This window comes from Mycobacterium shigaense, assembly GCF_002356315.1.
Lineage (GTDB): Bacteria > Actinomycetota > Actinomycetes > Mycobacteriales > Mycobacteriaceae > Mycobacterium > Mycobacterium shigaense.
On the sequence record NZ_AP018164.1, the window covers coordinates 1,721,062 to 1,734,712 of the forward strand.

Annotated in this window: 13 protein-coding genes; 12 read left to right on the forward strand and 1 reads right to left on the reverse strand. The window is 70.1% G+C overall.

Going from position 1 to position 13,651, the window contains the following annotated elements; translation table 11 throughout:
* Positions 1-261: 261 nt before the first annotated feature.
* Positions 262-975, reverse strand: a complete 714-nt coding sequence (locus MSG_RS08060) for a thioesterase II family protein (protein WP_096438611.1) — start codon at positions 973-975, stop codon at positions 262-264.
* 213 nt (positions 976-1,188) lie between these two features.
* Here MSG_RS08060 and sepIVA point away from each other — a divergent pair, with 213 nt between their 5' ends.
* The 12 genes from sepIVA to ftsY all read left to right on the forward strand — a co-directional run bounded on the left by sepIVA (position 1,189) and on the right by ftsY (position 13,615).
* A complete protein-coding gene (sepIVA, locus tag MSG_RS08065) occupies positions 1,189-1,926 on the forward strand; it encodes a cell division protein SepIVA (RefSeq protein ID WP_096444222.1) in 738 nt (245 codons plus the stop codon).
* Between the two features lie 68 nt (positions 1,927-1,994).
* A complete protein-coding gene (locus MSG_RS08070; RefSeq protein ID WP_181159150.1) occupies positions 1,995-2,606 on the forward strand; it encodes a YceD family protein in 612 nt (203 codons plus the stop codon).
* Complete coding sequence (rnc, locus tag MSG_RS08075) at positions 2,603-3,316, forward strand: ribonuclease III (protein WP_096438615.1); 714 nt, start codon at positions 2,603-2,605, stop codon at positions 3,314-3,316. Before MSG_RS08070 ends, rnc begins: the two co-directional genes overlap by 4 nt.
* Positions 3,317-4,177, forward strand: coding sequence for a bifunctional DNA-formamidopyrimidine glycosylase/DNA-(apurinic or apyrimidinic site) lyase (mutM, locus tag MSG_RS08080; RefSeq protein WP_096438617.1), 861 nt, complete (start codon positions 3,317-3,319; stop codon positions 4,175-4,177).
* A 95-nt stretch (positions 4,178-4,272) separates the two neighbouring features.
* Positions 4,273-4,557 carry a FeoA family protein gene (locus MSG_RS08085; protein ID WP_096438619.1) on the forward strand — a complete coding sequence of 95 codons (285 nt, stop codon included), beginning with the start codon at positions 4,273-4,275 and terminating at the stop codon, positions 4,555-4,557.
* Positions 4,554-6,467, forward strand: coding sequence for a ferrous iron transporter B (feoB, locus tag MSG_RS08090; protein ID WP_096438621.1), 1,914 nt, complete (start codon positions 4,554-4,556; stop codon positions 6,465-6,467). Before MSG_RS08085 ends, feoB begins: the two co-directional genes overlap by 4 nt.
* The gene (locus MSG_RS08095) at positions 6,464-7,015 is read left to right on the forward strand and encodes a NifU family protein (protein WP_096438623.1); all 552 of its coding nucleotides are present in this window, start codon (positions 6,464-6,466) and stop codon (positions 7,013-7,015) included. The genes feoB and MSG_RS08095 overlap by 4 nt, the downstream gene beginning before the upstream one ends.
* 33 nt (positions 7,016-7,048) lie before the next feature.
* The gene (locus MSG_RS08100; RefSeq protein ID WP_096438625.1) at positions 7,049-7,474 is read left to right on the forward strand and encodes an OsmC family protein; all 426 of its coding nucleotides are present in this window, start codon (positions 7,049-7,051) and stop codon (positions 7,472-7,474) included.
* The gene (locus tag MSG_RS08105; protein WP_096438627.1) at positions 7,461-7,754 is read left to right on the forward strand and encodes an acylphosphatase; all 294 of its coding nucleotides are present in this window, start codon (positions 7,461-7,463) and stop codon (positions 7,752-7,754) included. Before MSG_RS08100 ends, MSG_RS08105 begins: the two co-directional genes overlap by 14 nt.
* 165 nt (positions 7,755-7,919) lie before the next feature.
* A complete protein-coding gene (smc, locus tag MSG_RS08110; RefSeq protein WP_096438629.1) occupies positions 7,920-11,528 on the forward strand; it encodes a chromosome segregation protein SMC in 3,609 nt (1,202 codons plus the stop codon).
* Positions 11,529-11,605: 77 nt separating this feature from the next.
* On the forward strand, positions 11,606-12,262 hold the full coding sequence (locus tag MSG_RS08115; RefSeq protein ID WP_096438631.1) for a hypothetical protein: 657 nt from the start codon (positions 11,606-11,608) through the stop codon (positions 12,260-12,262).
* A 75-nt stretch (positions 12,263-12,337) separates the two neighbouring features.
* Positions 12,338-13,615: a signal recognition particle-docking protein FtsY gene (ftsY, locus tag MSG_RS08120; RefSeq protein ID WP_096438632.1), complete on the forward strand. Its 1,278-nt coding sequence runs from the start codon at positions 12,338-12,340 to the stop codon at positions 13,613-13,615.
* Positions 13,616-13,651 lie beyond the last annotated feature (36 nt).

Sequence of the window (13,651 nt, forward strand, 5' to 3'; positions counted from 1 at the left end):
AAGAGCAACGTATGCAATCTTGGGCGGCCCCGTGGTGGTATTTACGAAATCCACAGGTTTTTGTACGGCCGTTCAATAACGGGGCCCGGGTGGGCATGACGTCCCGCCGACCGGGGCCCGATATTTCCGCAGGTCACGGCCCCGTGGTGCGGCAGTGACTGCTGGTGCTGGCGGTTAGGGGCGTGGCCATTTGGATCAGAGTGAGGCGATCTTCGGCCGCACCGACGACCGGCCGGCGCCGTCCAGCTAACTATCGGGCCGTCAACCGAGGACGCGTCCCTCGATCTCTTTCACCAGCTCGGGCAAGTTGCTGTTGAGGTAGAAGTGGTCCCCGGGGAATACCCGGAGGGAGAACTCGTCGGTGGTGCGGTCGGCCCAGGCCGTCATGTTCTCGGCGGCGACGATCAGGTCGTCGTCTCCGACGAACGCGTGGATCGGGCACGACACCGTGACCTGCGGCGGGCGGGTGTAGTTCGCGATGGCTCGCACGCTCTGCAGGGTGGGACTGATGTTGGAGGCGAATTCTTCGTTGGCCAGGCGGTCGGGATCCGTCTCGGTGACCTGGGCGACCAGGTTCAGAATGTCGTGATCCGATCCCTGCAGCTCCTTGTAGCGGATGTGGCCCGGCGCCGCGCAGGACGAGATGAACAGGTCGGTGATTCCGAATCCGGCCGATTGGAAGCGCAGCGCCACCTCGAAGGCGACCAGCCCGCCCATGCTGTGACCGAAAAAAGCGACCCGGCCGGCGGTTTTGGCCGACGGGGCCATCATCGTGAAGATCTCTTCGGCGAGTTCGGGAACGCTGGACAGCGGCGTCAAGCCGCGATCGCTGGTGTTCGGATACTGGACGGCGATCCGTTTCATCTCCGGTGAAAGCGCCTTGGCGAAGGGTACGTAGAAGGTCGCCGCACCACCGGCGTGGGGAAAGATGAACAGCGTCGGCTTCTCGTCGCCTTGTTCGGTGGGCCCGGTCACCGGTGCAGACTATCGCGGCGGGTCCGGCGGTCCCGGCCGAACGGCGCGACCTGGCCCGAGCGGGCGTCGGCGCAGAAGTGCTGGAAGAATCGATTTTGTCGCGCGATCGACGGCAAAGTTCGACACACCGGCGTCGCCACCGCCGTCACAGACGTAACACCAGGCACACTGGTAACAACAGGATCTTTTGCAGGATGCCAGGAGGGTATGGCCGTGTACCGAGTCTTTGAAGCGCTGGATGAATTGGGCGCCATCGTCGAAGAAGCCCGCGGCGTGCCCATGACTGCCGGCTGCGTGGTGCCCCGCGGCGACGTGCTGGAGCTGATCGACGACATCAAGGACGCGATCCCGGGTGAGCTCGACGACGCCCAGGACGTGCTGGATGCGCGCGATTCGATGTTGCACGACGCCAAGACGCACGCCGAATCCATGGTGTCCTCGGCGACCACCGAGTCCGAGTCGATGCTCAACCACGCCCGCGCCGAAGCCGACCGGCTACTCTCCGACGCGAAATCGCAGGCCGACCGCATGGTCAGCGAGGCCCGCCAGCACAGCGAGCGGATGGTCGGCGAGGCCCGTGAGGAGTCGATCCGCATCGCGACCGCGGCCAAGCGCGAGTACGAGGCCAGCGTCGGCCGCGCCCAGGCCGAGGCGGACCGCTTGATCGAGAACGGCAACATCGCCTACGAGAAGGCCGTGCAAGAGGGCATCAAGGAGCAGCAGCGCCTGGTGTCGCAGAACGAGGTCGTGCAGGCGGCCAACGCCGAGTCGACGCGGCTCATCGACACCGCGCACGCCGAGGCGGACCGGCTGCGCGGGGAGTGCGACATCTACGTCGACAACAAGCTCGCCGAGTTCGAGGAGTTCCTCAACGGCACCCTGCGTTCGGTGGGCCGCGGTCGGCACCAACTGCGGACCGCGGCGGGAACGCACGACTACGCGACGCGCTGACACCCGGCGGCGACGCCGTCGTCCGCGGGGCCGTGGCTTTGACCTACCGGCGCCGTAACATTCCTCCTATGGCGCGGCAACACGGCAGCACAGCGCAGCAACGTCCGACATCCCCGATGGCCATCGACATCACGCGGCTCGGGCGACGTCCGGGGGCGATGGTCACCCTGCGGCACACCGTGCCCAGCCCGTTGCGCATCGGACTGGACATGATCGCGATCCCGCAGGACGCCCCGCTGGACCTGGATCTGCGCGTGGAATCGGTGTCGGAGGGCGTACTGGTCACCGGGACGGTGGCCGGTACCACCGTGGGTGAGTGCTCGCGTTGCCTGACGCCGGTGCACGGGCGGGTGCAGGTGGCGTTGACCGAGCTGTTCGCCTACCCGGACAGCGCGACCGAGGCGACCACCTCCGAAGACGAGGTGGGCCGGGTGGTCGACGACGTCATCAACCTCGAGCAGTGCGTCATCGACGCCGTCGGGCTGGAGCTCCCGTTCGCCCCCGTGTGCAGGCCGGATTGCCCCGGGCTGTGTCCCGAGTGCGGCGCGCTGCTGGCCGACGAGCCCGGCCATCGCCACGACCGCATTGATCCGCGGTGGGCAAAGCTGGCGGCGCTGTTCCCCGCAAGCGGGAGGGACCCCCAGCCCGACGAGGCGGACGAACCGCGGGGTGATCGATGACCTCGCGACAGGTCCTGCTCGACGCCCTCGGGGCCGACCTCCCGGATGAGTTGCTGACGCTGGCGTTGACGCATCGCAGCTACGCCTACGAGCACGGCGGACTGCCGACCAACGAGCGGTTGGAGTTCCTCGGTGATGCGGTGTTGGGTCTCACCGTGACCGACGAGCTCTACCACCGCCACCCCGACCGTTCGGAGGGCGACCTGGCCAAACTGCGCGCCAGCGTCGTCAACACCCAGGCGCTGGCCGACGTCGCGCGCAACCTGTGCGAGGGCGGCCTGGGGATGCACCTGTTCCTGGGGCGCGGCGAGGCGAACACCGGCGGGGCGGACAAGTCGAGCATCCTGGCCGATGGCATGGAGTCGCTGCTGGGCGCCATCTACCTGCAGCACGGCATCACCGTTGCGCGGGAGGTGATTCTGCGGCTGTTCGGAGCGCTGCTGGACGCCGCGCCCACGCTGGGCGCCGGGCTGGACTGGAAGACCAGCCTGCAGGAGCTGACCGCCGCGCGCGGCCTGGGCGCACCGACCTACGTCGTCACCTCCACCGGCCCGGACCACGACAAGGAATTCACCGCGGTGGTCGTCGTGATGGAAACCGAGTACGGCTCGGGCGTGGGGCGCTCGAAAAAGGAGGCCGAGCAAAAGGCCGCCGCGGAGACGTGGAAGGCGCTGGAAGTGATGGACACCGCGGGGAAAACTTCTGCCTAGATGCCTGAGCTGCCCGAAGTCGAGGTGGTGCGCCGCGGCCTGGCCGCCCACGTGGTGGGCAAGACGATCACCGCGGTGCGCGTCCACCACCCCCGCGCGGTGCGCCGCCACGAGGCCGGGCCCGCCGACCTCACGGCGCGGCTGCTTGGCGAGCGGATCACCGGGACCGACCGGCGCGGCAAGTACCTGTGGCTGCTGCTGGGCCCGGACCCCGAGCCGGCGACCGCGCTCGTCGTCCACCTCGGCATGAGCGGGCAGATGCTGCTCGGCGAGGTGCCGCGAGCCGACCACGTGCGGATCTCCGCGCTGCTCGACGACGGAACCGTGCTCAGCTTCGCCGATCAGCGGACCTTCGGCGGGTGGATGCTGGCCGACCTCGTCGAGGTGGACGGCAGCGTGGTGCCTCAGCCCGTGGCCCACCTGGCGCGCGACCCGCTGGACCCGCGGTTCGACCGCGACGCGGTGGTGAAGGTGTTGCGCGGCAAGCATTCCGAGATCAAACGCCAACTGCTGGACCAGCAGGTGGTGTCGGGTATCGGCAACATCTACGCCGACGAGGCGCTGTGGCGGGCCAAGGTCAACGGCGCCCGGATCGCGGCCATGCTGAGCCGCCGCCGGCTGACCGATGTCCTGGACGCCGCCGCTGCCGTGATGCGCGAGGCGCTCGCCAAGGGCGGGACGTCGTTCGACTCGCTCTATGTCAACGTCAACGGCCAATCGGGCTACTTCGACCGGTCCCTGGATGCCTACGGCCGCGCGGACGAACCCTGCCGGCGCTGCGGCGCGGCCATGCGCCGGGAGAAGTTCATGAACCGGTCGTCGTTCTACTGCCCCAGGTGCCAGCCGCGGCCCCGCCGTTGACTTTCTCAGGAAAAGCCGAGCCTATCCTCAGCGGCGTGAGGTTATCCTTACCAACATGATGAACCTCTGGCTGCAGGGTGGGTGAAGGGCGGGCGATGCGCGGATCTGCGCACAACGGGAACGGCGGTCCGGGTTCGCCGACGGCGCTGGCCGAGCTGGCCCCCGGCCAGCGGGCAACCATCGTGGGCGTGACCTCGGCGACGCCGTCCGTCGTGGCGGGCCGCCTGCGGCAGTTGGGATTTCGGCCGGCCGCCCACATCGAGGTCATTCGCCGGGCCCCGATGGGTGACCCGACCATCTATCGCGTTCAGGACACCGAGCTGTGCCTGCGCCGGCGCGAGGCGCGGCTGATCGAAGTCCATCGGGACGGCCGCGCATGACGTCGTGCCACGAGGAGGGCGGCGGCGCGGTCGCCGTCGCCGGCCGGGCCCGCGTCGCGCTGGTGGGCAGCCCCAACGCCGGCAAGACCTCCGTGTTCAATCACCTGACCGGGCTGCGCGCCAAGACCGGTAACTACCCGGGCGTCACCGTCGGGCGCAGCGTCGGCATCGCCAAGGTGGACGGCGTCGAGGTCGCCATCGAGGACCTGCCCGGCACCTACAGCCTCGACCCCATCAGCCCCGACGAGCAGGTGGTGGCCGACCTGCTGGCCGGCGAGGTCTACGAGGACGGCCGCCCCGATGCGATCGTCATCGTCGCCGACGCCACCACGCTGCACCGCTCAATCATCCTGATAGCCCAGGTGCTGCGGCTGGATCTGCCCTGCCTGCTGGCGCTGACCATGACCGACGAGTTGACGGCGCGCGGCGGCGGCATCTCGGTCGACGCCCTGTCCACGGCGCTGGGGATCCCCGTCGTCGCCGTGGTGGCCAACCGCGGCGTCGGCATCGACACGCTGCGCGCCCGGCTGACCTCCTTCGGCCGGTGGCAGCGGCCCCCGATCCTGCCGCCGGGCGACGACGCCGCCATCGACGCATGGGGCCGCTCGGTGCTCGATGCGGCTGATTACGTTGCGCCCCAACCGGATCGACGCACCCGCGGAATCGACCGGGTGGTGCTGCATCCGCTGTGGGGATCCCTCATCTTCTTCGCGGTGATGTTCTGCTTCTTCCAGGTCGTCTTCACCGTGGCGGCGCCGCTGCAGGACCGGGTGGGCCAGGCGCTGACTTGGCTGGGCGCCCTGGTCAGCGATCACGTGGGCAATTACGTCGTGCGCGGGCTGCTCGGCCAGGGGCTGATCGGCGGCGTGGGCACGGTGCTGCAGTTCATCCCGCAGATCGTGTTGCTGTTCCTGCTGATCGCGCTGCTGGAAAACGTCGGCTACATGGCGCGGGCCGCCTTCTTGATGGACCGGGTGATGGCCGCGACGGGCCTGGAGGGGCGCGCCTTCGTCGCGATGCTCTCGTCGTTCGCCTGCGCGATCCCGGGCATCATGGCCACCCGCACGCTGCCGTCGTCGCGCGACCGGATCGCCACGATCATCACCGCGCCGCTGATGACGTGTTCGGCCCGGCTTCCGGTGTTCACGCTGCTGGTCGGGATGCTGGTGTCGCCGCGGACGCTGTGGGGACCGCTCAGCGCGCAGGGCGTCGCGATGTTCGCGCTGTACATGTGCGGCGGCACCTCGGCCCTGATCGCCGCGACGGTGTTCAAATCGACGATCCTGCGCAGCGATCTGCTTCCGTTCACGATGGAGCTGCCGCCGTACCGCTTCCCGTCGGTCAAGACGGTGCTGATCACGATGTGGGATTCGGCAAAGATGTTCCTGCGCAAAGCCGGAACCATCATCCTGGGCACGTCGGTGGTGCTATGGGTGCTGCTGAACCTGCCCGCGCGCCCCACCGAAACCGCGCAGCTGTCGCCGACCGACACCACCGCCTACGTGATGGATCACAGCTTCGCCGCCGACGTCGGCAAGGCGGTCGGGCCGGTGTTCAAGCCGCTCGGCTTCGATTGGCGCGTCAACATCGCCCTGCTCGGGTCGATGTCGGCGCGCGAAGTGTTCGTGTCCACCCTGGGCCAGGTGGCGGCCGCGACGGACCCCGACAACCCGCGCGAAGCGCTGGCCACGATGACCGACGACGCCGGCCACAAGGTGTTCACGGCGCCGACCGTGATCGCGTTGATGGCGTACTTCATCTTTGCGCTGCAATGCATGTCGACCGTCGCGGTGATGCGCCGCGAAACGAACTCGTGGCGGTGGCCCGCGATCGCGTGGTCCTATATGTTCGCCCTGGCCTGGGTGATGGCGTTCGCGGCCCGGTCGGTCGCGATCGCCGCGGGCGCATGACTCCCCTGCACGCCGTCGCCACCGCGGATCCGCGGCAGCTGCGCTGGGTGGTCGCGGCCGACCGGCTGCCGCCGCGCGGCACCGTCCGGCACGCCCCGGGCCGGTTGGGTGCCCTGCTGGACGCGGGCGTGCTCGACGAGATCGTGGTGGGCGCGACCGACATCGCGATCACCGTCGGCCCGTCCGGCAGCTGGCGCGCGGTGGGCGACGACGTTCGCGACGCGCTCGGCGCGGCACTGCTGGACCCGGCGGGCTGGGTGCTCGACGGCCCGGACCTTAAAACCGTTGCCGCCGAACTGCTTTCCGGCTCGGTCGGCGCGCTGGCGGCCTCGCACGGCGGTTCGATCGAGCTGGTCTCGGTGGCCGGCCACACCGTGACCGTGCGCATGTCGGGAGCCTGCGACGGATGCCCGGCCGCGACCTCTACGCTGCGCGACGTGTTCGAGCGCGAACTGCGACGAACCGATCCGGCGGCGGTCGTGTCCTGTGAAAACGATTCGGCGGCAATATCTCTGGGCAAGAAGCTGCTGTCGTTGATAGTCCGCTGAGGGCGCGGCCGGCGGCCCCGGTAGAAATGAGCCATGACGCAACTGTGGGTCGAGCGCACCGGAACGCGCCGCTACACCGGACACAGCTCGCGCGGCGCGAAGGTGCTGGTGGGCTCCGAGGACATCGACGGAGTGTTCACGCCCGGCGAGCTGCTGAAGATCGCGCTCGCCGCGTGCAGCGGCATGTCGAGTGACCAACCCCTGGCCCGCCGGCTCGGCGACGACTACCAGGCCGTCGTGCGGGTCTCCGGCGACGCCGACCGGGAAGAAGAGGTCTACCCGCTGCTGAGCGAGACGCTCGAGGTCGACCTGTCGGGCTTGTCCGCGGAAGAGGCGGAACGGCTGCTGGTCGTCGTCAACCGCGCGATCGACCTGGTCTGCACGGTGGGGCGCACCCTGAAGTCCGGCACGACGGTCACCTTCGAGGTCGTGTCCAAGGCCCCCGATGCCGGATCCTGACGTTCGGCTGACCGCGTGGGTGCGCGGCGCCGTGCAGGGTGTCGGTTTCCGCTGGTGGACCCGGTGCCGGGCGCTGGAGCTCGGCCTCACCGGCTACGCGGCCAACCTGGCCGACGGCCGGGTGCGGGTGGTCGCGCAGGGACCGCGCGCGGCGGGGGAGAAGCTGCTGGCGCTGCTCGAGGGCGCGCCGTCGTGGCCGGCGCAGCCCGGCCGTGTCGACGACGTCGCCGCCGAGTGGTCGGACCCGGACGGGCAATTCGACGGGTTCGTCGAGCGCTAGCACCCCGCGCTAGCAGGCTCGAGACGGCAGTACGCCCCGGCTTGTCGTGACTGATGTGGCCGCTGTTACTCGTGCGTCGGGCGGTGAACGATAGGCGAATTTCGTGTGCGCCGACACCCCGCGAGGAGCGTGGACCCGGCAATTTCAGCGGTAGTCTGGCTCGCCGTGTACCTCAAGAGTCTGACGCTGAAGGGCTTCAAGTCCTTCGCCTCGCCGACGACTCTGCGTTTCGAGCCGGGCATCACCGCCGTCGTCGGGCCCAACGGTTCGGGCAAATCCAACGTGGTCGACGCCCTGGCGTGGGTGATGGGCGAGCAGGGCGCCAAGACACTGCGCGGCGGGAAGATGGAAGACGTCATCTTCGCCGGCACGTCGTCGCGGGCCCCGCTCGGCCGGGCCGAGGTCACCGTCACCATCGACAACTCCGACAACGCGCTGCCGATCGAATACTCCGAGGTGTCGATCACCCGGCGGATGTTCCGCGACGGCGCCAGTGAATACGAAATCAACGGCGCCAATTGCCGATTGATGGACGTACAGGAGCTGCTCAGCGACTCCGGCATCGGCCGCGAGATGCACGTGATCGTCGGGCAGGGCAAGCTCGACGAGATCTTGCAGTCGCGCCCGGAGGATCGGCGCGCGTTCATCGAGGAAGCCGCGGGCGTGCTCAAGCACCGCAAGCGCAAGGAAAAAGCGCTCCGCAAACTCGACTCGATGCAGGCCAACCTGGCCCGCCTCACCGACCTGACCACCGAACTGCGGCGGCAGCTCAAGCCGCTGGGCCGCCAGGCCGAGGTGGCGCGGCGCGCCCAGACGATCCAGGCGGACCTGCGCGACGCCCGGCTGCGGCTGGCCGCCGACGACCTGGTCAGCCGGCAGGTCGAGCGAGACGCGATCTTCGAGGCCGAGGCGGCGATGCGCCGCGAGCACGACGAGGCCGCCGCCCGCCTGGCGGTCGCGGCCGAGGAGCTGGCGAACCACGAGAACGCGCTCGCCGAGCTGTCGGGCCGCGCAGAGAGCGTCCAGCACACCTGGTTCGGGTTGTCTGCCCTCGCCGAGCGGGTCAGCGCCACCGTGCGCATCGCCAGCGAACGCGCGCAATACCTGGACATCGAGCCGGTCTCGACCGGCGACACCGATCCGGACGCGCTGGAGGCCGAGGCTCAGCAGGTGGCGATCGCCGAGCAGCAGCTGTTCGCCGAGCTCGCCACCGCGCGGTCCCGGCTGGACGCGGCTCGCACCGAATTGGCCGAGCGCGAGCGCGAGGCCGCCGAGGCTGACCGCGCCCACCTGGCCGCGGTGCGGGCCGAGGCGGACCGCCGGGAGGGTCTGGCCCGGCTGGCCGGGCAGGTCGAGACGATGCGGGCGCGCGTGGAGTCGATCGATGACAGCGTCGCGCGGCTGTCCGAGCGCATCGAAGAAGGCGCCGCCCGCGTGCAGCAGACGCGGGCCGAGTTCGAAACCGTGCAGGGCCGCGTCGGCGAGCTGGATCAGGGCGAGGTCGGCCTCGACGAGCACCACGAGCGAACCGTCGCGGCGCTGCGGCTGGCCGACGAGCGCGTTGCCGAGCTGCAGGCCGCCGAGCGGGGCGCCGAGCGTCAGGTGGCGTCGCTGCGCGCGCGCATCGAGGCCCTCTCGGTCAGCCTGGAACGCAAGGACGGCGCGGCCTGGCTTAACCAAAACCACGGTGGCGCAGGGCTTCTCGGGCCGATCGCCAACCTGGTGAAGGTCAGTTCGGGGTATGAGGCGGCGCTGGCCGCGGTACTCGGGCCCGCGGCCGACGCGCTGGCCGCCGAGAGCTTCGGCGCGGCCCGCTCGGCCGTCGCCGCCCTCAAGGAGGCCGACGGTGGCCGCGCGGCGCTGGTGCTGGGCGACTGGCCGGCCGAACCCCCGGCCCGCAGCGAGGTGTTGCCGGGCGGCGCCCTGTGGGCGCTGGACCTGGTCGAGGCACCGCACCGGCTGCGCGGCGCGATGGCGGCCATGCTCTCCGGCGTCGTGGTGGTCGACGACCTGGGTCAGGCGCTGGATCTGGTGGCGGCGCACCCGCGACTGCGCGCGGTCACGCTCGACGGCGATCTGGTGGGGGCCGGCTGGGTGAGCGGCGGCTCGGACCGCAAGGTTTCCACGCTGGAGCTGATCTCCGAGATCGACAAGGCCAGCAGCGAGCTGGCGGCCGCGGAGGTGCAGGTCGCCGAGCTGACCGCGGCGCTGTCCGGCGCGCTGGCCGAGCAGATCTCCCGGCAGGACTCCGCCGAGCAGGCCCTGGCCGCCCTCAACGAGTCGGATACCGAAATCTCCGCGATGTACGAGCAGCTGGGCCGGCTGGGCCAGGAGGCGCGCGGCGCCGAGGACGAATGGAACCGGCTGGTGCGCCAGCGTCAGGAGCTGGAAGCCGGGCGCACGCAGACCCTCGAAGAGGTCACCGAACTCGAGACCCGGCTGCTCAACGCCCAGCAGAACCAGGATGTGGACGGCGCGCAGCCCGACCACGCGGAGGTTCGTCAGCGCATCGCCGCCCAGGCCGAAGCCGCTCGCGGCGTCGAGGTCGAGGCGCGGCTGGCGGTGCGCACCGCCGAGGAGCGGGCCAACGCCGTGCGGGGTCGAGCGGATTCGTTGCGCCGGGCCGCCGCCGCCGAACGTGAGGCACGGCTGCGAGCCCAGCAGGCGCACGCCGCCCGGCTGCGGGCCGCGGCGGTGGCAGCGGCCGTGGCCGACGCCGGCCGGCTGCTGGCCGAGCGGCTGAACGGGGTGGTCGCGGCGGCGTCGCAGATCCGCGACGCGCTGGCCGCCGAACGCCAGGAGCGCACGGCCGCGATGACGGCCGTGCGCGGCGAGGTGAACACGCTGAACGCGCGGGTCACGGCGCTCACGGATTCGCTGCACCGCGACGAGGTGGCCAACACCCAGGCGGCCATGCGCATCGAGCAGCTCGAGCAGATGGTGCTCGAACAGTTCGGCATGGCGCCGGCGGACCTGGTCGCCGAGTACGGGCCCGAGGTGGCGTTGCCGCCGACGGAGCTGGAGATGGCCGAGTACGAGCAGGCCAAGGAGCGCGGCGAGCAGGTGTTCGCGCCCGCGCCGATTCCGTTCGACCGGCTCAGCCAGGAGCGCCGCGCCAAACGGGCCGAGCGGGAGCTGGCCGAACTGGGCCGGGTCAACCCGCTGGCCCTCGAAGAGTTTGCCGCGCTGGAGGAGCGCTACAACTTCCTGTCCACCCAGCTCGAGGATGTCAAGTCGGCCCGCAAGGACCTCCTCGACGTCGTCGCCGAGGTCGACGCCCGCATCCTGCAGGTATTCAGCGACGCGTTTGTCGACGTGGAGCGCGAATTTCAGGAAGTCTTCACCGTGCTGTTCCCGGGCGGCGAGGGTCGGCTGCGGCTGACCAACCCGGACGACATGCTGACCACCGGCATCGAGGTGGAAGCCCGTCCGCCGGGCAAGAAGGTCACCCGGCTGTCTTTGCTGTCCGGCGGCGAAAAGGCGCTGACCGCGGTGGCCATGCTGGTGGCGATCTTCCGCGCCCGCCCGTCGCCGTTCTACATCATGGACGAGGTCGAGGCGGCACTCGACGACACCAACCTGCGCCGGCTGATCTCCCTGTTCGAACTGCTGCGGGCGCGCTCGCAGCTGCTGATCATCACCCACCAGAAGCCGACCATGGAGGTCGCCGACGCGCTCTACGGCGTAACGATGCAGGGCGACGGCATCACGGCGGTGATCTCGCAGCGGATGCGCGGCCAGCAGGTGGAGCAGCTGGTCGGCCAGCCGTCGTGAGGACAGTTGGGATCGGTAGCGGCGCGACGCCGCTGAACTTGCGGTGGGCCCGCTCCGCGGGCAGAAAGGAATCCGCAATGGAGATCAACCGCATCACGGCAGGTGCCGTAGCGGCGGCGGCGCTGGCGGCGACGCTGGTCGGCTGCAGCAGCGCTGGATCGTCGTCGAAGTCAGGCTCGGCCACACCGGCCGGCACCGCCGCGGCCACGACAACCGGGACCTCAGCTCCGACGTCTTCGTCGCAGGCACGGCCGAGCGACTACACCGGGCTGTTGATCCAGACGGCGGACATCGATGCGCCGATTCCCTTCGTGGCCGGCCCGCCGACCACCAACCCCAATGGCCAGCCTGGCGCCACGATCACCTTCAGCAGCCAACCTCACCCCGCAGATCAGGACGGTGTGACGGTCAAGGAGGTCCAGATCCGCGACACCATTCAGGTCCTGCCGGATGCGGGCGCGGCCACGAGCGCGCTGAACGCCGCAAAGGTGGGACGGGGCATCGTTGCGGATCCCAAAGCGGACCCGGCGAATGTCGGCACCGGCGGAACCACATTGACGGGCACATCGCCGGACGGATCCAAGGGGGTGACGGCCTTGCTGTTCACCGAGGGCCGGGCCTTCGTCACGCTGGAGTTTGTCAGCGCGCCTGACTCGCCGCCGCCGCCGCCGGACTTCGTCATCGACATGGGCAAGAAGCAAGACGCGGCAGTCAAGAAGGGGCTCGGCGGCTGACGGCGACGTGATTTCGGCCGGGACTTCGGCACCTCCGTTTTCGGGGCTCCCAGGTGCCCCTGGAAGGATGTCGACGTGCCCCAAGGTCTTTGGATCGCCGTCGCGGTCGTCGCTGCCCTGGTCGTCATCATCGCGCTGGTCTGGGGTCTGGCGCGCTACCGCCGGCGCCAGATCAGCCTGTCGACCCGGCCGGAGCCCACCGGTCTCGACCGTTCGGGCGGCTATACCGCGTCGTCGGGCATCACTTTCAGTCAGACCGCGACGCCGCCCCAGGAGCGGATCGACACCACCGGGCTGCCGGCGGTGGGCGACGATGCGACCATCCCGCGCGACGCGCCGCGGCGCACCATCGCCGACGTCGAGCTCCCGGAGCCCGTCGTCGAGGCCGCGCCCGCACCGGAAACGCCGCCGGCGCCCGGGATCGAGGAGATCGCGCCGACCGAGGGCCGGCTGGAGCGCCTGCGCGGACGGCTGGCCCGCTCGCAGAACGCCTTGGGCCGCAGCGTGCTCGGCCTGATCGGGGGCGGCGACCTGGACGAGGACTCGTGGCAGGACGTCGAGGACACGCTGCTCATCGCCGACCTGGGTCCGGTGGTCACCGAGGCGGTCGTCGCGCAGCTGCGCAGCAGGCTGGCCGGCAGCAAGGTCCGCACCGAGGCCGATGCGCGGGCCGTGCTGCGCGATGTGTTGATCAAGGAGCTGCACCCCGACATGGACCGCACTATCCGGGCGTTACCGCACGCCGATCACCCGGCGGTGCTGCTGGTCGTCGGGGTCAACGGCACCGGGAAGACCACCACCGTCGGCAAGCTGGCGCGCGTGCTGGTCGCCGACGGGCGCCGCGTCGTGCTGGGGGCCGCCGACACGTTTCGGGCCGCGGCGGCCGACCAGTTGCAGACCTGGGCATCCCGGGTGGGCGCGGAGGTGGTGCGCGGCGCGGAAGGCGCCGATCCCGCGTCGGTGGCGTACGACGCCGTCGACAAGGGCATCGAAAATGGCGCCGACGTCGTGCTCATCGACACCGCCGGACGGCTGCACACCAAGGTGGGCCTGATGGACGAGCTCGACAAAGTGAAACGGGTCGTGACCCGGCGGGCAGCCGTCGACGAGGTGCTGCTGGTCCTGGACGCCACCATCGGCCAAAACGGATTGGCCCAAGCGAAAGTCTTCGCCGAGGTCGTCGAGATCACCGGGGCGGTGCTGACCAAGTTGGACGGAACTGCCAAGGGCGGCATCGTTTTCCGCGTCCAACAGGAACTCGGGGTGCCCGTCAAATTGGTCGGGTTGGGCGAAGGCCCCGACGATTTGGCGCCGTTCGAGCCGGCCGCATTCGTGGACGCCCTGCTCGGCTGAAATCGCTTACACGGGGATCGCGACGTTAATACCCCG